Here is a 19109-nt window from a genome sequence, read left to right on the forward strand (position 1 = left end):
TATCCGCAAAATTCCCCCGCTTACGACAACGTGTAAGAGTGCTGCGGACGCCACGAGAGCCACACCGTGTCGCCGCGCTCCGCCGTCGTCGAGCTGTCGATGGCGTTCTGCTGGAAGACGGTGATCTCCGTGCCGTCGGCCAGCGCCACCGCGTAGCTGTTGTAGGTGCCGAGATAGGTGAGCTCGCCCACGGTGCCCTTGACCATGCTCAGCCCGGCCTCGGGCTGCTCGGTCGAGATCGTGATCTTCTCCGGCCGGACGGTCAGGTCGACGGTGTCCCCCGCCGCCGCCTGCCCGGGTACGAGGATGCGGTCCTGCTCGCCGAGCCGGACCACCAGCAGGCCGCCGTCGACGGCGTCCACGGTGCCCGACAGCAGGTTCGAGGTCCCGATGAACCCGGCCACGAACTTCGACGCCGGCCTCTCGTAGATCTCGCGCGGGTCGGCGAGCTGCTCGACCAGGCCGTCGTTCATGACGGCGATCCGGTCGCTCATCGTGAGCGCCTCGGACTGGTCGTGGGTCACGTAGACGAAGGTGATGCCGACCTCGCGCTGGATGCGCTTGAGCTCGGTCTGCATCTGCTGGCGCAACTTCAGGTCGAGGGCGCCCAGCGGCTCGTCGAGCAGCAGCGCCCGGGGCCGGTTGACCAGCGCGCGGGCCAGCGCCACCCGCTGCTGCTGGCCGCCGGACATCTCGCGCGGACGCCGCTTCTCGCGGCCCGTGAGGTCGACGATGTCCAGGATGTCGCCCACCCGCTGCTTGATCTCGGCCTCGGCCACCTTCTTGCGGCGCAGCCCGAACGCGACGTTCTCCCACACGTTCATGTGCGGGAACAGCGCGTACGACTGGAAGACCATGTTGATGTCGCGCTTGTTGGGCGGGACGTTGGTGACGTCCTGCCCGAGGAGCTTGACGAGGCCCTTCGTGGGCTCCTCGAACCCCGCGATCATGCGCATCGTCGTCGTCTTGCCGCAGCCGGACGGGCCGAGGAGGGAGAAGAACTCGCCCTCCCCGATCGTCAGGCTGACACCTTTTACCGCCTGAACCGTCTCGCCGTGCGCGAGGTATTCCTTGACGACGCCGTCAAGCTCGATGGCGGGGACATCCTCGGGCATATCACCTCTCGCTAACTCATTCGCCGATGTAGTGCATGACGTGCTTCACGCGGGTGTAGTCGTGCAGGCCGAAGACCGACAGGTCCTTGCCGTACCCGGAGTGCTTGAAGCCGCCGTGGGGCATCTCCGACACGAAGGGGATGTGGGTGTTGACCCACACGACCCCGAAGTCGAGCCGCTTCGACATGCGCATCGCGCGGCCGTGGTCGGAGGTCCAGACGGAGCCCGACAGGCCGTACTGCACGCCGTTGGCCTTGGCCAGGGCGTCGGCCTCGTCGGTGAAGGTCTGGACGGTGATGACCGGGCCGAAGACCTCGGTCTGGATCATCTCGTCGTCCTGCTTCAGGCCGTCGACCACGGTCGGGGCGAAGAAGTAGCCCGCCTCGCCGACCCGCTCGCCGCCCGTGAGCACGGTGGCGTGCTCGGGGAGGCGCTCGAAGAAGCCCTGCACCCGGGCGAGCTGGTTGGGGTTGTTGAGCGGGCCGTAGAAGGCGTCGTCGCCGGTGCCGGTGACGGTCGCGGCGGCGGCCTCCTTGAGGGCCTCGGCGAACTCGGCGTGGATCGACTCCTGGACGAGCACGCGGCAGGCCGCGGTGCAGTCCTGCCCGGCGTTGTAGAGGCCCGCCCCGGCGATGGCCTCGGCGGTGGCCTTGATGTCCTTGACGTCGTCGAAGACCACGACCGGGGCCTTGCCGCCCAGCTCCAGGTGGACCCGCTTGAGGTCGTCGGCCGCGCTCTTGGCGACGGCCATGCCCGCGCCGACCGAGCCGGTGATGGCGACCATCGAGGCGGTCGGGTGGGAGACGACCAGCGAGCCGGTCTCGCGGTCGCCGGTGACGACGTTGAAGACGCCGGCCGGGAGCACGTCGCCGATGATCTCGGCGAGCTTGACGGTGGAGACCGGGGTGGTGTCCGACGGCTTCAGCACGATCGTGTTGCCCGCGGCCAGCGCCGGGGCGATCTTCCAGACGGCCATCATCATCGGGTAGTTCCACGGCGTGACCTGGCCGATGACGCCGACCGGCTCGTGCCGGATGACCGAGGTGTGCTCGGCGAGGAACTCGCCGGCCGTCGGGCCCTCCAGCGTGCGCGCGGCGCCCGCGAAGAAGCGGAAGTGGTCGGCCGCGACGGGGGTCTCGTCCTCGCTCATGCGGGCGTAGGGCTTGCCGGTGTTGCGGCACTCGGCCTGGTTGATCTCCTCCGCGCGCGCCTCGATGGCGTCGGCTATCTTCAACAGCAGGTTCGCACGCTCACCCGGAGTCGTCTGTCCCCAGGTCTCGAACGCCGCCGCGGCGGCCTCGTAGGCCGCGTCGACGTCCTCCTGTCCGGACAGGGGGGCCTGCGCGTAGACCTCGCCGGTGCTCGGGTCGACCACGTCGGAGAAGCGCCCGCTCCGGGCGTCGACGAACTTCCCGTTGATGTAGTTCTGCAGGCGGGTGGTCACTTCGACCTCCTGTGAAGGTGTTCAAAGTTGTCGCGACTCTGACAGACATATCAGACAACGACAAGGGATTTCGTAGCGAAAGATATCAAATTGCTACGGAATCGCTTGACAAGGGACGCTGAACTGACAACATGTCGCACCTAGGCGGCAACATGTCGGAAACATGAAGGGCTTATGCGGGGATGACCACGCCGAGAGTTCGGACCACCAGGAACGGCCCCGTGGTGCTCGACGAGATCTCCAAGCAGATCGTCGAGCAACTGCAGGCCGACGGCCGCAAGCCGTACGCCGCCATCGGGAAGGCCGTCGGGCTCTCCGAGGCGGCCGTCCGCCAGCGCGTCCAGCGCCTGCTCGACGCCGGTGTCATGCAGATCGTGGCGGTCACCGACCCGCTCACCCTGGGGTTCCCCCGGCAGGCCATGATCGGCATCAAGTGCGAGGGCGACCTGGAGGCCGTCGCCGACGAGCTCGGCTCGATCGAAGAGGTCGACTACGTCGTCCTGACGGCCGGCTCGCTCGACATCATGGTCGAGGTCGTGTGTGAGGGCGATCAACACCTCCTGGAAATTCTTGGCAAAATCCGGGCGATCCCTGCGGTCAGGGCCACCGAGACCTTTGTCTACCTGAAGCTGCACAAACAAACGTACAGCTGGGGAACCCACTGACCGCACCTTCCCGGCACGCCTGAAAGGCGTCTGCGCGGGTAGCGACGGCGGCCATGAGCAGCATGCCCGCGTTCAAGGTCGCGCAGTTACCCGAGCCCCAGCCGCTCCGCCGCGTCCTCGGTCCTGGAGTGATCGCGGCCGGGGTCGGGCTCGCTTCCGGTGAGTTCGTCATCTGGCCCTACATCTCCGCCAACGTCGGCCTGGTGTTCCTGTGGGCGGCCGTCGTCGGGGTGGTGGCGCAGTTCTTCCTGAACATGGAGATCGAGCGCTACACCCTGGCCACCGGGGAGACCGCGCTCACCGGGTTCTCGCGGCTGGGGCGCCACTGGGGGATCGTGTTCGCCCTGATGGCGCTGCTGGCCAACATCTGGCCGGGGTGGGCCACCTCCAGCGCCACCGTGTTCACCTACGCGGTCGGCCAGGGGAACGTCACGGTCATCGCGGTCATCGAGCTCGTGATCATCGGGATCGCGCTGACCCTCTCCCCCGTCGTCTACCGGACCGTCGAGGCCACCCAGTTCGTCAAGGTCGCGGCCGTGCTCGTGTTCCTGGTCGTCGCGCTGTTCGTGGCGATCTCGGGAGAGGCGTACCGGGGACTGGGCGAGGCGGTGACGAGCATCGGGACGGTGCCCAGCCAGCTCGGCACGGCGCTGGTGCTGGGCGCGCTGGCCTTCGCGGGGGCGGGCGGCGGGCAGAACCTCGTGCAGAGCAACTGGGTCCGCGACAAGAACATGGGCATGGGCGCCCGGATCCCCCGGCTGGTCTCGCCGGTGACCGGGGAGGACCAGGCCGCGCCCGCCACCGGCTACACCTTCGAGCCGACCGAGGAGAACCTGTCGCGGTGGCGGAGCTGGTGGAAGGTGGCCAACGCCGAGCAGCTCGTCTCGTTCGTCGCGATCACCGTCTTCACGATCTTCCTGATGTCGATGCTGGCCTACTCGACCGTCTTCGGCTCGGGCGCCACCAACGACATCACCTTCCTCAAGGCCGAGGGCGAGGTGCTGAACCAGCGGCTGAGCTGGTTCGGCACATTCTTCTGGGCCATCGGCGCGCTGTCGCTGTTCGCCGCGTCGATGGGCATCTGCGACTACGTCGGGCGGATGGTCGCCGACGTGGTGAAGACCGTCTACCTGCCCGCCTCGGCGCGGTGGACGGAGAGCCGGATCTACTCGCTCGTCGTCTGGTTCATCGTGATCTTCGGGATCGTGATGCTGACCATCGGCTTCGACCAGCCGATCACGCTGCTGGTGATCTCCTCCAGCGTCGGCGGGATCATGATGTTCGTCTATTCGGCGCTGCTGGCCGTCCTCAACCGGAGGATGTTGCCCCAGGCGATCAGGATCCGCGGCTACCGCATGGTCGCGGTGCTGCTGGCCTTCGGTTTCTTCGGGTTCTTCTCGGTGCTCACGCTGATCGACCAGATCGGCAAGCTGACCGGCTGAGGGCGGGCCCCTTCCCGGCGGCCCGCCCCCCTGCGCGCTACAGCGCGGGCTTCTTGGCCGTGTACAGCCACTTCTTGAACAGCGGGCCGAGGTCCTTGCCGCTGAGCTCCTCGGCGAGCGCGATGAAGTCCTTGGTGGTGGCGGTCTCGTGCCGGTTGCGGGCCGCCCACTCCTTCAGCAGGCCGAAGAAGGTCTCGTCGCCGATCTCGGTGCGCAGGGCGTGGACGGTCATCGCGCCGCGCAGGTAGATCGCCTCCCAGTCGAACATGTTCTTCTTGCCCGGGGCGCCGGTCTTGACGTCCCAGAACTTGCCGGTGCTCTTGTAGTACTTGTCGAAGGTCGTCTGGGCCTTCGGGCCGTTGTGGGTCTCCTCGTAGAGCCACTCGGCGTAGCTGGCCAGGCCCTCGTTCAGCCAGATGTCGTTCCACGACTCCAGGCCGACGCTGTTGCCGAACCACTGGTGCGCGATCTCGTGCACGATCAGCAGGTCGTCGCTGGCGTCGCCGTCGTAGACCGGGCGGCCCTGGGTCTCCAGGGCGTAGTGGACGTCGAGCTTGTCGGCGATGCCGCCGGTCGAGTCGAACGGGTAGGGGCCGAAGTGCTCGACGCCCCACTTCGTCGCCTCGGCGGTCTCCTTGTGGAGGTGCTTGGAGGTCTTGGCCAGGGCGGGGTCGTAGGCGGTGATGTTCAGGACGCCCCCGGCCGTGCCCTCGCTGACCTTGTACTTGCCGATCGCGATCATGGCCAGGTAGGGGGCCATGGGCTGCTTCATCTTCCAGCGGGAGACGACGTAGCCCTTCTTGACCCGGACGATGCCGGAGTTCTGCGGCTCGCCGTTGGCCAGCACCGTCAGGCCGACGGGGGCGCTGATCTCGTAGGAGAAGGTCGCCTTGTCGCGCGGGGTGTCGTTGGCGGGGAACCAGGTGCGGGCGCCGTCGGGTTGGGAGACGACGACGGCGCCGTCCTTGGTGCGGATGAACCCGGTGACGCCGAGGTCGGAGTCGTCGACCGGCTTCGGGGTGCCGTCGTACTCGACGACGACCGTGAACGTGGCCTCGTCGTCGATGCCCTTCTTCGGCGTGACGGTCAGCTCCTGGCCCTTACGCGACCACTTGGCCTTCTTCCCGTCGACGGCGACCGACCGGACGGTGAGCCCCGACAGGTCGAGGTTGAAGCGCGACAGGCCCTTGGTGGCCTTGGCGGTGATCGTCGCGGTGGAGTCGAGCCGGCCGGACTTGGGGGTGTAGCGCAGCTTCAGGTCGTAGTGCTGGACGTCGTAACCGCCGTTGCCGGCGTGCGGAAAGTAGGGGTCGCCCACACCGGAGGAGCCCGGGGAGTGGGCGTCGGCCCATGCCGGGGCTGAGGGGGCGACTAACGCGGCCACCGCGAGCAGCGCCGCGCCGGAGATTCGTGTGCGAAGCATGCCGCACATTATCGAGATGAATCCGGCAACGGACACAATCAACCTAATATCGGTGAAGTGCGTGCGACGAACGTCTCCTTCCGTTACCGGCGAGGCGATCCCTGGGTGCTCTCCGACGCCTCCCTCGACCTCGCCCCCGGCTCGGTGGCCGAGATCACCGGGCCCAACGGCACCGGCAAGTCGACCCTCCTGCGGCTGCTCGCGGGCCTGTTGCGGCCGGTCCGGGGCCGGATCGAGGAGCGTCCGGCGGTCATCGGCTACGCCCCCGAACGGTTCCCCTCGGACCAGCCGTTCACCGTGGCGGCCTACCTGCGCCACATGGCGGCGGTCCGCCGGGTGGCCGTGCCCGAGGAGCTGACGGCGCGGCTTGGCATGGACCACCTGCTCGGCCAGAAGTTGCCCGACCTGTCGAAGGGCAGCGCCCACAAGGTCGGCCTCGCCCAGGCCCTCGCCGGGGAGCCGGGGCTGCTGATCCTCGACGAGCCGTTCGCCGGGCTCGACGCGACGGCCCGCGCCGAACTGTCGGTGATCGTCGCCGAGGTGGCCGCGCGGGGCGGCATCGTCGTCGCCAGTGACCACCAGGGCGACCTCCGGTCGGTGCCGGGCGTCACCCGTTACGAGGTGCGCGACGGGAAGATCGCCGAAGCCGCCCCGGTCGTCGTGGACGATCCCCTGACCACCCTGACGATCAAGCTGCCGCAGTCGAAGGCGGACGCGCTGGCGGCCCGGCTGCGGGCGGAAGGCCACGAGGTCTCATGATTCCCCTGGTCACGTTCCGGCTCTCGGGCTATGTCCGGTCGCACCGGATCTTCCAGCCCGTGCTCGGGCTGCTCGCCGTGCTGTCGATCATCTACGCCACCGGGGTGCCCGCCGGCGGCGAACTCCCCAGCTACTCCGACTCGGCCGGCATCCTGATGCTGGTCTTCGCGTGGGCGGCCCGGGGCCTGCTCGACAACGAGCCCGACGAACAGCGCCTCATCGCGATCACCGCCGTCGGCCGCCGCCGCGAACTCGTGGCCGGGCTGCTCGCGGCGTTGCTGCTGACCGGCGCGCTGGCGCTGGTCGCCGTGGTGTTCCCGCTGTTCGTGGGCTTCGCCGAGACGCCCGGCGGGGCCGACCTCGGCTACGGCGCCGGGCTGCACCTGCTGGCCGTGCTGGCCGGGACCGCCCTGGGCGCGCTGACGAGCCGCCCGGTGCTGGCCTCCCCCGCCGCCTCGGCCGCCGTGCTGGTCGGCGGCTACATGGCGATCCTGCTGCTCAGCTCGGCGAGCCCGTGGGCGTCGGTGCCGGTCCTCGACTGGATGAACGCCGCCCACCACCACGAACTGCCCGACCGGCTGGGGGTCATCGTGGCCTCGGCGCTGGCCTGGAGCGCGGCCGGGCTGGCCGGTTACGCGGCGGTGCGCCGGGTCAGGGGTTAGCCGCGGCGAGCTGGCCGCAGGCGCCGTCGATCTCACGTCCCCGGGTGTCGCGGACCGTCACCGCGACCCCGTGGGACTCCAGCCGCCGGACGAAGGCCCGTTCGTCCTCCGGCCGGGAGGCCGTCCACTTCGAGCCCGGGGTCGGGTTGAGCGGGATCAGGTTGACGTGGACGAGCTTGCCCTTGAGCAGCTTCCCGAGCAGGTCGGCCCGCCATTCCTGGTCGTTGACGTCCTTGATGAGGGCGTACTCGATCGAGACCCGGCGCTTGGTCTTGGCGGCGTAGTCCCAGGCCGCGCCGAGGACCTCGGCCACCTTCCAGCGCGTGTTGATCGGGACCAGCGTGTCGCGCAGCTCGTCGTCGGGCGCGTGGAGCGAGACGGCCAGCGTCACCGGCAGGCCCTCGTTCGACAACTTCTCGATCGCCGGGACGAGGCCGACCGTGGAGACGGTCACGCCGCGCGCGGAGATGCCCAGGCCCTCGGGCGACGGGTCGACCATGCGGTGGACCGCGCCGATCACGGCCTTGTAGTTGGCCATGGGCTCGCCCATGCCCATGAAGACGATGTTGCTGACCCGGCCGGGCCCGCCCGGCACCTCGCCCCTGGCCAGCGCCCGCTGCCCGGCGACGACCTGCTCGACGATCTCGGCGGTCGACATGTTGCGGGTCAGCCCGGCCTGGCCGGTCGCGCAGAACGGGCAGTTCATGCCGCAACCGGCCTGCGAGGAGACGCACATCGTGACCCGGTCGGGGTAGCGCATCATGACCGACTCGACCAGGGAGCCGTCGAACAGCTTCCAGAGGGTCTTGCGGGTCATGCCGTCGTCGCAGGTGATCTCGCGGACCGAGGTCAGCAGCGACGGCAGCAGCCGGCCGAGCGTCTCGCGGGAGGCGGCCGGGAGGTCGGTCATGTCACCCGGCGACTCGGTCAGCTTGGCGAAGTAGTGGCGCGAGAGCTGGTCGGCCCGGAACGGCTTCTCACCGAGTTCCGCGACGGCGGCACGGCGCTCGGCCATGGTCAGGTCGGCCAGATGGCGCTGCGGCTTCGCCCGTCGCGGTGCGACGAACGTGAGCTGACCGGCCTTGGGGGCGGCCTCGGACATAACGAACCCTCACGATCTCAAAACGACGACTGCTCTTACGGCCGGGCGGCACCGGGCTTAGAGTCCTGATCTGGGAGGTGAGGCGTGGACAGCACCATCGTGCTCACCAGCACCAATCCCTACGGGAGCCGCGTCCTTACCGTCGAGCGCGATCAGGTGTCCTCGGTAGCTTACCTGCGCGACCCGGCCGGATCCGTCCGCGGAGCCGTCTGGCTGGGCAACCACGTGACGGCCCCGATGTCACTCGACCTCGCCCGTCTCAACACCGGCCGGCCCCCGGTCATGCCCAGAGCGGGCACCCGCCGCCCTTTCGGCACCGCCCACCTCGACGCGGCCCGGCTGCGCGTGTTGTGGTTCGAGGAGGGTGACGGCGTCGCCCTCTACGACGACGAGGGCCTGCTGGCCGTGATCCCCGGCTGGGCCGATCTGGAACGTGGCATGCCCGGCTACGCGCGCGACGCGGTCGGCGAGTGGCCGTTCGCCTGGGCGTTGTCGGAGGCGCTCGAAGGCCTGAGCCCCCGGGTCGCCAAGGCCGAGGCCTACTGGCAGTGGCGGGCCGGCGAGGCGTCGTGGGCGTCGTTCCAGCAGTTCGTCATGGGCCACCTCGACGGGCGGCTGGGCCCTCCGGGCCGGTTCTGGGACGCGAGCGGCGGCCGGTTGCCCGCCCTCGGGGTCACCGAGCGCCCGCCCGCCTACGGCCGCGACTTCACGGTCCTGTCGACGGTCGGGATGAGCTGCCAGCGCATGCCGTCAGCGGAGCTCTACGACACCCCGACCCGCGTCGAACTCGCCGTCGCCACCCGGGGCGACCCCCGGTCGGCGGCCCGGTTGTTCCTCTGGCTCGGCCAGTATCCGTGGCGCTCGGTCACCTGGCTCGGCGACGGCCACACGGCCCGCTGGTATCACCAGCCCGGCACCTTCCCCATACCCGGCGGCTACGAAGGTGTGATGATGCTGGCGGCACCGCACGGCCTGCCCGACCTTTCGGGGTTCCAGGTCGCCGGAGACGTGGTGCGGTGGCTCTGGCTGGTCCCGGTGACCGACGGCGAGCTCAAGGTCGCCGCCGAACGCGGCCACGACGTCATCGCGGCGCGGCTGAGCGCCGTCCACCGCATCTAGCGGACGAAGGCCGCCAGCAGCAGCCAGCAGGGCACCAGCGTGAACAGCAGGGAGTCGATGCGGTCCATCATGCCGCCGTGGCCCGGCAGCACCGAGCCCATGTCCTTGACGCCGAGGTCACGCTTGATGACCGACTCGATCAGGTCGCCCACCGTGGCGCAGACCACGACCACGGCGCCGAGCAGCGCGCCCTGCCAGATCTGGCCCTTCAGCAACCAGGCGACCAGCCAGCCGCCGACCGCGACGCAGGCGATGGCCGAACCGGCGAAGCCCTCCCAGGTCTTCTTCGGGCTGATGATCGACATCTTGTGGCGGCCGAAGAGGACCCCGGCGGCGTACCCGCCGATGTCGGAGGAGGCCGTCACGGCCACGAAGATGAGCGCCCGGTTGGCGCCGTCGGGCGGCGCCAGCAGCAGGCCCACGAACCCGGCGAACAGCGCCGGGTAGACCGCCATGAAGACCGTCGCCGTGGCGTCGCGGACGAACCCGTCGGACCCCTGGAACAGCCGCCACCCCAGCACGCCCATGACGGTGATCGCGAAGATGCCGAGGAACACCCCCGGCCCGAAGTAGTAGGCACCGGACACCATCGCCGCCATGCCCGCGAGCACGGGGACCAGCGGCACGTGGATGTCGCGGGTGGCCAGCCCCTTCACCAGCTCGTGCATCCCCACGCCGACGGCGGCGATGACGACCACGAGGAACGCGGGCTTGTACAGGTAGAGCGATCCGAGGATCACCGCCGCCAGCCCGAGCGCGGACGCGATCGCCGCCGGCAGGTTCCGGCCGGTACGGCTCCCGCCCGCCGGGGGTGACACCGTTCCGTCCAAGATGTCCTACTCCCTACATGCGCGCGATCCTTGCCCCTTGCGTCATCGGGGCAAGGATCGCGATGGTGCTCGTCAGACTTCGAGCAGCTCGGCTTCCTTGTGCTTGAGCAGCTCGTCGATCTTGGCGACGTGCTTCTGGGTCAGGTCGTCGAGCTCCTTCACCGCGCGGTGGACCTCGTCTTCGCCCGCCTCGCTGTCCTTGACGAGCTTGTCGAGCACTTCCTTGGCGTGCCGCCGGATGTTCCGGATGGACACGCGGCTGTTCTCTGCCTTGGTCCGGGCGATCTTGATGTATTCCTTGCGGCGCTCACCCGAGAGCTCGGGGAACACCACGCGGATGACGTTGCCGTCGTTGCCGGGGTTGACGCCCAGGTCGCTGTCGCGGATCGCCTTCTCGATGGCGCTCATCGAGCCCTTGTCGTAGGGCTGCACCAGCACCATGCGCGCCTCGGGGACGTGGAAGGAGGCGAGCTGCTGGACCGGGGTCAGCGACCCGTAGTAGTCAACATTGATCTTGTTGAACATCGCGGGGGTGACCCGGCCGGTGCGGATGGCCGCGAAGTCCTCCTTCGCGACGGTCACCGCCTTGTCCATCTTCTCTTCGGCCTCGAAGAGGGTTTCCTCGATCACTGTTGGCTCCCTATTTCCCTGCCGGACTCACCAGCGTGCCGATCTTCTCTCCGCGGACCGCCCGCAGGATGTTGCCTTCGCCCATCAGCTCGAACACCACGATGGGCAGGCCGTTGTCCTTGCACAGGCTGATGGCCGTGGCGTCCATCACCGCGAGGTCACGCGTGAGGACCTCGCCGTATTCGAGCCGGTCGAACCGGACCGCGTCGGGGTTCTTCCGGGGGTCGGCGTCGTAGACGCCGTCGACCTGGGTGCCCTTGAGCAGGGCCTCCGCGCCGATCTCCAGCGCGCGCTGGGCGGCGCAGGTGTCGGTGGAGAAGAAGGGCGAGCCCAGCCCGGCCCCGAAGATGACCACGCGGCCCTTCTCCAGGTGGCGGATCGCCCGGCGGGGCAGGAACGGCTCGGCGACCTGCTGCATCGTGATGGCGGTCTGCACGCGCGTTTCCACGCCGCGCTTCTCCAGGAAGTCCTGCAGCGCGAGACAGTTGATGACGGTGCCCAGCATGCCCATGTAGTCGGCGCGGGCCCGGTCCATGCCGCGCTCGGACAACGCGGCGCCCCGGAACATGTTGCCGCCGCCGACGACCACCGAGACCTGGACGCCGTCACGGACCGCCTCCGCGATCGAGTCGGCGATCTTGGCCACGACGACCGGGTCGATGCCGAGGGAATCCCCGCCGGCGAACGCCTCGCCGGAAAGCTTCAGCATGACCCGCTTCCAGCGCAGCGGCCCGTCATACGACGAAGCCGCCGGGGCGGGTTCGGTGTTCTCCTGCACGGCGGCGGCCTCCTCAGTGGATTTCGGGCTGAACAGGTCGTCCCGCATGATTACGGGACGACCTCGGGTGACAGCCCCAGACTATGCCTGGCCGACCTTGAAGCGGGTGAAGGCCAGGACCTTGACGCCGGCCTCGTCCGCGTACTTCTTGATCGACTTCTTGTTGTCCTTCACGAACGCCTGCTGGAGCAGCGTGAAGTCCTTGTACCAGCCGTTGACGCGACCCTCGACGATCTTGGCGATCGCGGCCTCGGGCTTGCCCTCCTCGCGGGTCATCTCCTCGAAGAGCGCGCGCTCCTTCTCGATGACCTCGGCGGGCACGGCGTCGGCGTCGAGGTACTTCGGCGCCATCGCGGCGGCGTGCTGCGCGATGTCCTTGGCGACCTCGGCGTTGGCCGAGTCGAGCTGGACCAGGACGCCCACGGCCGGCGGCAGCTGCGGGTCGGTCTTGTGCATGTAGGCGCCGATGTAGCCGCCCTCCAGCACCGAGAAGCGACGGATCTCGATCTTCTCGCCGAGCGCCGCGTTGGTCTCGTCGAGCAGCTCCTTGACGGTCTTGCCGTCGAGCTTGGACTCGAGCAGCTCGGCCACGTCGGCCGGCTTGGTCGCGAGGATGTGGGCGACGACCTGGGCGGCGACTTCCTGGAAGCGCTCGCCCTTGGCGACGAAGTCGGTCTCACAGTTGAGCTCAAGGAGGGCGGCGGACGAGTCGCCGTCCTGCTTGAGGGCGACCAGGCCGTTGGAGGCGGTGCGGGCCTCGCGCTTGCCGACGTCCTTGGCGCCCTTGAGACGCAGGAGCTCGACCGCGCGGTCGAAGTCGCCCTCGGACTCCTCCAGCGCCTTCTTGCAGTCCATCATGCCGGCGGCCGTCAGCTCGCGAAGCCGCTTGACGTCGGCCATGTTCACGGAAGCCATTGTCATTTCCTCATGGGTTTCGTCGTGGAGCGGGTGGACGTGTCATCGTGCCGACACGCCCACCCGGAAGAGCTTTGGGGAAGGACTACGCCTTCGACTCGTCACCGTCGGCCGGGGCCTCCGGCGACTCGGCGGCGGGGGCCTCGGCGGCGGGCGCCTCGGCAGCGGCCTCGGCCGGGGTCTCAGCCGGGGCCTCGGCGGCGGGGGTGCCCTCGAGCAGCTCGCGCTCCCACTCGGCCAGCGGCTCGGCCGCGGCCACACCGGCCGGCTTGTCGTCGCCGCCGCGCGAGGCGCCGGCGCGGGTCATGAGACCGTCGGCGACCGCGTCGGCGATCACCCGGGTCAGCAGGCTGACGGCGCGGATGGCGTCGTCGTTGCCCGGGATCGGGTAGTCGACCTCGTCGGGGTCGCAGTTGGTGTCGAGGATCGCGACGACCGGGATGCCGAGCTTCTTGGCCTCGGAGATCCCGATGTGCTCCTTCTTGGTGTCCACGACCCAGACCGCGCTCGGGACGCGGGACATGTCCCGGATGCCGCCGAGGGTGCGCTCGAGCTTCTCCTTCTCACGACGGCGGAGCAGCAGCTCCTTCTTCGTGAGGCCGGAGGCGGCGACGTTCTCGAAGTCGAGCTCCTCGAGCTCCTTCAGGCGCTGGAGCCTCTTGTGGACGGTCGAGAAGTTGGTCAGCATGCCGCCGAGCCAGCGCTGGTTCACGTAGGGCATGCCCACGCGCGCCGCCTGCTCGGCGATCGACTCCTGCGCCTGCTTCTTGGTGCCGATGAACATGATCGTGCCGCCGTGGGCGACCGTCTCCTTGACGAAGTCGTAGGCCCTGTCGATGTAGGACAGCGACTTCTGGAGGTCGATGATGTAGATGCCGTTGCGCTCGGTGAAGATGAAGCGCTTCATCTTCGGGTTCCACCGGCGGGTCTGGTGGCCGAAGTGAACGCCGCTCTCCAGGAGCTGTCGCATGGTGACGACGGGGGTGGCCATGAAATGGTCCTCCACGATCTCGGTTATACGCACGGGCCGGCGGCCCGCGCCCTGACGCCCCGAACCGTTCCAGCCGCCTTACCGGCGGACCGAGAGGACGTTTCGTGAACGGGCGTGCGAATTCGGCCTCACCAACGGAGACCACCGGACAGTCTACCCGGAACCGGTGGACGACTTGACCTGCCCGCGCGCCCGGGCGGGCCCTCAGGACCTCTTCGGGGCCCGGGGGAAGATCCGCAGCTGGAACTCGGTGACGCGCGCGCCGTTGGGGGCGGTCCCCGGGTCGCGGTCGGTGATGCGGTAGGGGGCGACGAGCTCGTCGACGCGCCCGGCCAGCGCGCGGATCTCGTCGGGGTCCATGTAGAGGACCATGTGGGCGAGCCGGGTGGCCTGACGCCAGTCGGCCGACTCCCGCGACGACTGGGCCAGGTACTCCGACAGGCGCCGGGACGCCTCGTCGAGGACGGTCTGGATGACGGCGCTCTGGGCGGCAAGGAGTTCGGCGGTGAGCTCGCCGCTCTCGGGGTCCTTCATGCCCCAGCCCTTCTGGAGCGCCCGCCACACGCGCTCGCGGCCGTCGCCCCGCGCCGGGGCCTCCTCGATGAGGCCGTGCTTGGCGAGGGTGCGCAGGTGGTAGCTGCACGCGCTCGGGGACAACCCGGCGACCTCGGCGCACTCGGTGGCCGTCGCCGGGCCCTCCTCCTGGAGCCGGCCGAGGATGGCCAGCCTCGCCGGGTGGGCCATGGCGCGCAGCAGCCCGACGTCGTCGGTGACCATCCGATGGCTGTTCATGGGGCTCCACGGTAGGGCGTCGGCAGATGTGAAGCATTGCCTTCATAACTCTGAAAGAGTACTTTCACAATTATGATCCCCCTTCGCCGTCAGCGCGACTACCGCCTCCTCTGGTCCGCCCGGGCCGTCACCGAAGCCGGCAGCGAGGTGTCCCGCCTGGCCGTCCCGCTCACCGCCGTCACCCTGCTCGCCGCCTCGCCGCTGGAGATGGGCGTGCTCACCGCCGCCGCCTCTCTGCCGTTCCTCTTCGTCGGCCTCCCCGTCGGGGTCTGGGCCGACCGCGTCCGGCGCCGCCGCCCGGTCCTGGTGCTGTGTGAACTGATCTCCGGTACGGCCGTCGCGACGATCCCCGTCGCCTGGCTGCTCGGCCTGCTGACCGTCCATTGGCTGATCGGCGTGGCCCTGGTGGTCGGCGCCTGCACGGTGACCTTCCGGAACTTCACCATGCCCCACCTGACCAGCGTCGTCGCCGAGCCCCAGCGGACCGAGGCGATCGCCGGCATGCAGTCGGTCTTCTCCATCGCCCAGCTCGGCGGCCCGGGCCTGGCGGGCGTGCTGGTGAGCGTGTTGTCGGCGCCGCTGGCCCTCGTGGTGAACGCCGTGACGTTCGTGACCTCGGCCCTGCTCCTGCGCTCCATCCGCGCCGAGGAGCCGGCCCGCCCGGCCTCCCCGAGGCGGTCGCTGCGGCGCGAGATCGCCGAGGGCATGTCCGCGCTGGCCCGCCACCCGGTCCTGCGGGCGTTGGCCCTGTGCGGGATGACGGTCAACCTGTTCGCCGCCGCCCAGCTCGCCGTCTACGTCCTGTACGCCGTCCAGGTCCTCGGGCTGCCGGGCGGGCTCGTCGGGATCATGATGATGGGCTTCGGGGCCGGCGGGCTCGTGGGGGCGTTCGTGGCCCCCAGGTTGTCGCGGCGTCACGGAGGCCCGGCGGTGCTGCTCGCGGCCGTGTTGTTCTTCCCGCTCGGGTTCCTGGTCATGGCGGCCGTCAGCGGCCCGGTGTGGTGGTGCGTGCTGCTGATCGGCGCGGCCGAGGCCGTGGTGGGCGTGGCCGTGGTCTGCTTCAGCGTGTGCTCCGGGGCGATGTCGTTGCAGGAGACGGCTCCCGAGCTGATCGGCCGGGTGAACGCCTCGATCAACTTCCTGACGCAGGGCGCGCTGGGGATCGGCGCCCTGCTCGGCGGGGTGGCGGGAGAACTCCTGGGCCTGCGGCCGGCGATGTGGGCGTGTTTCGCGGGGGCGCTGCTGACGATCCCGTGCCTGTGGTTGTCGCCGCTGGTGGGCCAGGTCACCAGACGGGTTCGTGCTCCCCGGGACGCGGCGGAGGCGACCACGCTGGAGCACGCCCGGCGATGAGACCGGGTGGCCTGACGAAGGTGTAGCCGTCGCGCGTCTCCAGCAGGTCGTCCACCTCGGGTTCGCCGCCGGGCGGAGTGCGGCCCAGGGCGCCCAGCCAGTGGGCGGTGGCGGCGAGCGAGAGCGTCGCGTGCCACGACCCGCCCTCCCGCCGTCGGCGGAGCAGCCCCGCGGCCGCCGCGAAGGCGGCCAGATAGCCGGTGGCGTGGTCGAGCGCCTGACACGGCAGCGGACCCGCTTCGGCCACGATCCCCGTGGCCATCTGCACGAGGCTGTCGAACCCGCGCCGCCCCAGCCACGGCCCCGGCCCGTAGGCGGAGACGTCCACCACGACGAGACCGGGCCGCAGCCGGAAGAGATCGGCCGTCCCGAACCCGAGCCGGTCGAGCGCACCCGGGCGATAGCCCCGGACGACGACGTCGGCCCCCCTGACGAGTTCCCTGAGCCGCTCGGCGTCAGCGGGCAGATCGACCAGGCACGACCGTTTCCCGGCGGCCGTCTCCAGCACCAGCCCCGGCACCTCGGGGATCCGGCTCCCGCAGACGTGCATGACCTCGGCCCCGCGCGAGGCGAGGAACCGGCTCGCGACCGGCCCCGCGATCACCCGGGTCAGGTCGACCACCCGCATCCCCGTCTCCCCCGGCGGCGGCCCCGGAAGCCGGTCGAGCGTGAGCAGGGGCCGCCCGGCCACCACCCGCCCGTGCGGGTGCCCCGCCCATTCGCGCCCGCTCCGCATCGCGGCCGCGCATCCCCCAGCCCGGGTGACCGTCTCCTCGATCTCCAGGCCTGTACGTGTCGTGCACGCCCTCTCCACCTCCTCCCTGGTGGCGTCCAGGGGCAGGCCGAGAGCGACCAGCGCCGCGTCCCGATGGTGATCGAAGTTGGCGTGGATCCTGACCCGGCCGTCGGCGCAGGCGTAGTCACCGCTGAGCGGCGCCCACAGCGGGATCGCCTCGTCGCCGATCCGGAAGTGCCGCTCACTGCGGAAGGCTACGGCGGCGTGCCTCATGTCGACCTCCACCCGCCCGTGCTCCCCGGTCAGCGCAGCGAGGGCCGCCGTCGCCGCCCCGATGGCGGACGCGGCGGCGGTCCCGATGCGGAACGGCGAGGGCATGACCGGCTCCCGGCCGGTGACCGTGACATGGCCGAGGTCCACCCCGGCGAGCCGCCCCAGCTCCCTGATGACGTCGCCGGTCATCGCACCCCCATGTGGTCTCTCATCTGATGGCGGGCCAAGGGGCCGCGCGGAAGCTCGCGACTCCTCATCTCCGGGCATACGCGCGACGGGTTTCCACAGGATGACGTGGCCGGTCATCGCATCCCATGTCGTCTCTCATCTGATGGCGGGCCAAGGGGCCGCGCGGAAGCTCGCGACTCCTCACCTCTGGGCATACGCACGACGGGTTTCCACAGGATGACGTGGCCGGTCATCGCATCCCCATGTGGTCTCTCATCTGATGGCGGGCCAAGGGACCGCACGGAAGCTCGCGACTCCTCACCTCCGGCAATAGGTGGGACGGGTTTTCCACAGACGGTCGCCGGGGAGTCGCCGAGCGCGACGATTTCGCCAAGCTGTGGTCCATGTTGTTCCCAGCTTCCTTGGCGCTCGTGATCGCGGCCCAGTGGGGGTGGCCCTTGGCGGGCGAACCCCGGCCCGTCCGCCTCTTCACTCCCCCGCCGGAACGCTGGTTGTCCGGCCATCGCGGGGTCGACCTGCCCGCGGTGGCGGGACAGGAGGTGCTGGCGGCCGGCGAGGGGGTGGTGACGGTGGCCCGCGAGGTGGCCGGGCGCGGCGTGGTGACGGTGACGCATGCCGACGGGCTGCGGACGACGTACCTGCCGGTCGACGCGACCGTGACCGAGGGGCAGCGGGTGCGGACGGGCGAGGTGCTGGGCACGGTGGGCGGGCCTGACGGGCACTGTCCGGCGACGTGCCTGCACTGGGGGCTGGTGAGCGGGGACCTCTATCTGGATCCGCTGCTCCTGCTGGGCCTGGGCCAGGTCAGGCTGCTGCCGAGCTGACGTGTCGCGGCGAGTGCCCAGGAATCAAGCCCGGGGGTGGGCCTGCTGGTAGGCGGCCCTGAGGCGCTCGATCGAGACGTGCGTGTAGATCTGGGTGGTGCCCAGAGAGGCGTGGCCGAGCAGCTCCTGCACACTGCGGAGATCGGCGCCGCCTTCCAGGAGATGGGTGGCCGCCGTGTGGCGCAGCCCGTGGGGTCCCATGTCGGGCACTCCCGCCGCGCCCAGCCGGGCGTGCACCACTCGCCGCACGGCGGTCTGGTCGATGCGACCGCCCCTGACGCCGAGGAACAGCGCCGCCCCCGAGCGCCCGCCGACGACGGCCGGCCTCCCGCGTACGCACCAGGCGTCCACCGCGTCGAGCGCGGGCATGCCCAGCGGCACGACCCGCTCCCTGCCGCCTTTGCCGAGGACGCGGATGGTGCGCCGCTCCCGGTCGACGTCGTCCACGTCGAGTCCGCACAGTTCGCCGACCCGGATTCCGGTGGCGTAGAGCACCTCCAGGAGGGCCTGATCCCGCAGCTCCTTCGCCACGACGAGGGGGTCGTCGTGGGCCGGCGCCGAATCGCTGCCCGAGACCGGCCTCGCATGACGAGAAGGGTCGTGGGAAGCGGTCCCCCCACTGCCGGAGACCAGCCCCCCATCGCGAGAAGAACCGTGAGAAGCGGTCCCCCCGCTGCCGGAGACCGCCCCTCCACGGCCAAAAGAACCCTGGGAAGCGGGCCACCCGCTGCCCGAGACCGGCCCTCCACGGCCAGAAGCGTCGTGGGAAGCGGTGCCCACACTGCCGGAAACCGGCCCAGCATGGCCAAAAGAACCCTGGGAAGCGGGCCACCCACTCCCAGAGACCGGCCCAGCATGGCCAGAAGAACCGTGGGAAGCGGTCCCCCCACTGCCGGAAACCGGCCCAGCATGGCCAAAAGAACCCTGGGAAGCGGGCCACCCACTCCCAGAGACCGGCCCACCATGATCAGAAGAACCGTGGGAAGCGGTCCACCCGCTGCTGGAAATTGGCCTCTCACCCTCTGAAGCATGGGAAGTCGGCCGGAAACCGAGATCGTCACCGGCGG

General features: G+C 69.9%; 18 protein-coding genes and 1 pseudogene. 7 read left to right on the forward strand and 12 right to left on the reverse strand.

All coding sequences use genetic code 11. The features are described from left to right. Nucleotides 1–20: 20 nt before the first annotated feature. The gene (locus QSK34_RS29835; RefSeq protein ID WP_285588915.1) at nt 21–1115 is read right to left on the reverse strand and encodes an ABC transporter ATP-binding protein; all 1095 of its coding nucleotides are present in this window, start codon (nt 1113–1115) and stop codon (nt 21–23) included. 16 nt (nt 1116–1131) lie between these two features. Further along, nucleotides 1132–2559, reverse strand: coding sequence for a gamma-aminobutyraldehyde dehydrogenase (locus QSK34_RS29840; protein ID WP_285588917.1), 1428 nt, complete (start codon nt 2557–2559; stop codon nt 1132–1134). 182 nt (nt 2560–2741) lie between these two features. On the opposite strand from QSK34_RS29840, the gene QSK34_RS29845 reads away from it, so the two are divergent. Next, complete coding sequence (locus tag QSK34_RS29845; RefSeq protein ID WP_030455690.1) at nt 2742–3224, forward strand: Lrp/AsnC family transcriptional regulator; 483 nt, start codon at nt 2742–2744, stop codon at nt 3222–3224. Nucleotides 3225–3277: 53 nt separating this feature from the next. Continuing rightward, complete coding sequence (locus tag QSK34_RS29850; protein WP_285588920.1) at nt 3278–4666, forward strand: Nramp family divalent metal transporter; 1389 nt, start codon at nt 3278–3280, stop codon at nt 4664–4666. A gap of 37 nt (nt 4667–4703) precedes the next feature. On the opposite strand, the gene QSK34_RS29855 is transcribed toward QSK34_RS29850, so the two are convergent. Next, on the reverse strand, nt 4704–6089 hold the full coding sequence (locus QSK34_RS29855; RefSeq protein ID WP_285588922.1) for a M1 family metallopeptidase: 1386 nt from the start codon (nt 6087–6089) through the stop codon (nt 4704–4706). A gap of 57 nt (nt 6090–6146) precedes the next feature. Between QSK34_RS29855 and QSK34_RS29860 the strand changes: the two genes are divergently transcribed. Further along, nucleotides 6147–6848, forward strand: coding sequence for an ABC transporter ATP-binding protein (locus QSK34_RS29860; RefSeq protein WP_285588924.1), 702 nt, complete (start codon nt 6147–6149; stop codon nt 6846–6848). After that, nucleotides 6845–7510, forward strand: coding sequence for a hypothetical protein (locus QSK34_RS29865; protein ID WP_285588926.1), 666 nt, complete (start codon nt 6845–6847; stop codon nt 7508–7510). The genes QSK34_RS29860 and QSK34_RS29865 overlap by 4 nt, the downstream gene beginning before the upstream one ends. Here QSK34_RS29865 and rlmN read toward each other — a convergent pair. Next, on the reverse strand, nt 7500–8612 hold the full coding sequence (gene rlmN, locus QSK34_RS29870) for a dual-specificity RNA methyltransferase RlmN (protein WP_285588931.1): 1113 nt from the start codon (nt 8610–8612) through the stop codon (nt 7500–7502). The two genes, QSK34_RS29865 and rlmN, sit on opposite strands and share 11 nt — an antisense overlap. An 84-nt stretch (nt 8613–8696) precedes the next feature. Between rlmN and QSK34_RS29875 the strand changes: the two genes are divergently transcribed. Continuing rightward, a complete protein-coding gene (locus tag QSK34_RS29875) occupies nt 8697–9731 on the forward strand; it encodes a suppressor of fused domain protein (protein WP_285588933.1) in 1035 nt (344 codons plus the stop codon). Here the strand turns inward: QSK34_RS29875 and QSK34_RS29880 are convergent. The 6 genes from QSK34_RS29880 to QSK34_RS29905 form a co-directional block, all read right to left on the reverse strand. Continuing rightward, nucleotides 9728–10561 carry a phosphatidate cytidylyltransferase gene (locus QSK34_RS29880; protein WP_285588935.1) on the reverse strand — a complete coding sequence of 278 codons (834 nt, stop codon included), beginning with the start codon at nt 10559–10561 and terminating at the stop codon, nt 9728–9730. The two genes, QSK34_RS29875 and QSK34_RS29880, sit on opposite strands and share 4 nt — an antisense overlap. Nucleotides 10562–10633: 72 nt before the next feature. After that, nucleotides 10634–11191 (reverse strand): ribosome recycling factor, encoded by a 558-nt coding sequence (gene frr, locus QSK34_RS29885; RefSeq protein ID WP_030455681.1) that lies wholly within the window; start codon nt 11189–11191, stop codon nt 10634–10636. Nucleotides 11192–11201: 10 nt separating this feature from the next. Beyond that, entirely contained in the window at nt 11202–12017 is an 816-nt protein-coding gene (pyrH, locus tag QSK34_RS29890; RefSeq protein ID WP_202610317.1) for a UMP kinase, read from the reverse strand. Between the two features lie 33 nt (nt 12018–12050). After that, the gene (tsf, locus tag QSK34_RS29895) at nt 12051–12884 is read right to left on the reverse strand and encodes a translation elongation factor Ts (protein WP_030455679.1); all 834 of its coding nucleotides are present in this window, start codon (nt 12882–12884) and stop codon (nt 12051–12053) included. Between the two features lie 85 nt (nt 12885–12969). Then, nucleotides 12970–13875, reverse strand: a complete 906-nt coding sequence (gene rpsB, locus QSK34_RS29900; RefSeq protein ID WP_285589778.1) for a 30S ribosomal protein S2 — start codon at nt 13873–13875, stop codon at nt 12970–12972. Between the two features lie 204 nt (nt 13876–14079). Next, nucleotides 14080–14667, reverse strand: a complete 588-nt coding sequence (locus tag QSK34_RS29905) for a helix-turn-helix domain-containing protein (RefSeq protein ID WP_285588940.1) — start codon at nt 14665–14667, stop codon at nt 14080–14082. Between the two features lie 72 nt (nt 14668–14739). Here QSK34_RS29905 and QSK34_RS29910 point away from each other — a divergent pair, with 72 nt between their 5' ends. After that, complete coding sequence (locus tag QSK34_RS29910; RefSeq protein ID WP_285588942.1) at nt 14740–16020, forward strand: MFS transporter; 1281 nt, start codon at nt 14740–14742, stop codon at nt 16018–16020. On the opposite strand, the gene QSK34_RS29915 is transcribed toward QSK34_RS29910, so the two are convergent. Further along, nucleotides 15953–17218 (reverse strand): CoA transferase, encoded by a 1266-nt coding sequence (locus QSK34_RS29915; RefSeq protein ID WP_285588944.1) that lies wholly within the window; start codon nt 17216–17218, stop codon nt 15953–15955. The genes QSK34_RS29910 and QSK34_RS29915 overlap by 68 nt on opposite strands. A gap of 383 nt (nt 17219–17601) precedes the next feature. Here QSK34_RS29915 and QSK34_RS29920 point away from each other — a divergent pair, with 383 nt between their 5' ends. Further along, the gene (locus QSK34_RS29920; RefSeq protein ID WP_285588946.1) at nt 17602–18042 is read left to right on the forward strand and encodes a M23 family metallopeptidase; all 441 of its coding nucleotides are present in this window, start codon (nt 17602–17604) and stop codon (nt 18040–18042) included. A gap of 24 nt (nt 18043–18066) precedes the next feature. Here QSK34_RS29920 and QSK34_RS29925 read toward each other — a convergent pair. Beyond that, nucleotides 18067–18567, reverse strand: a pseudogene (locus QSK34_RS29925) (tyrosine-type recombinase/integrase); the annotation flags it as partial. Between the last annotated feature and the right edge of the window lie 542 nt (nt 18568–19109).

Origin of the sequence: Herbidospora sp. NBRC 101105 (assembly GCF_030269205.1) — a bacterium.
Classification (GTDB): Bacteria; Actinomycetota; Actinomycetes; order Streptosporangiales; family Streptosporangiaceae; genus Herbidospora; species Herbidospora solisilvae.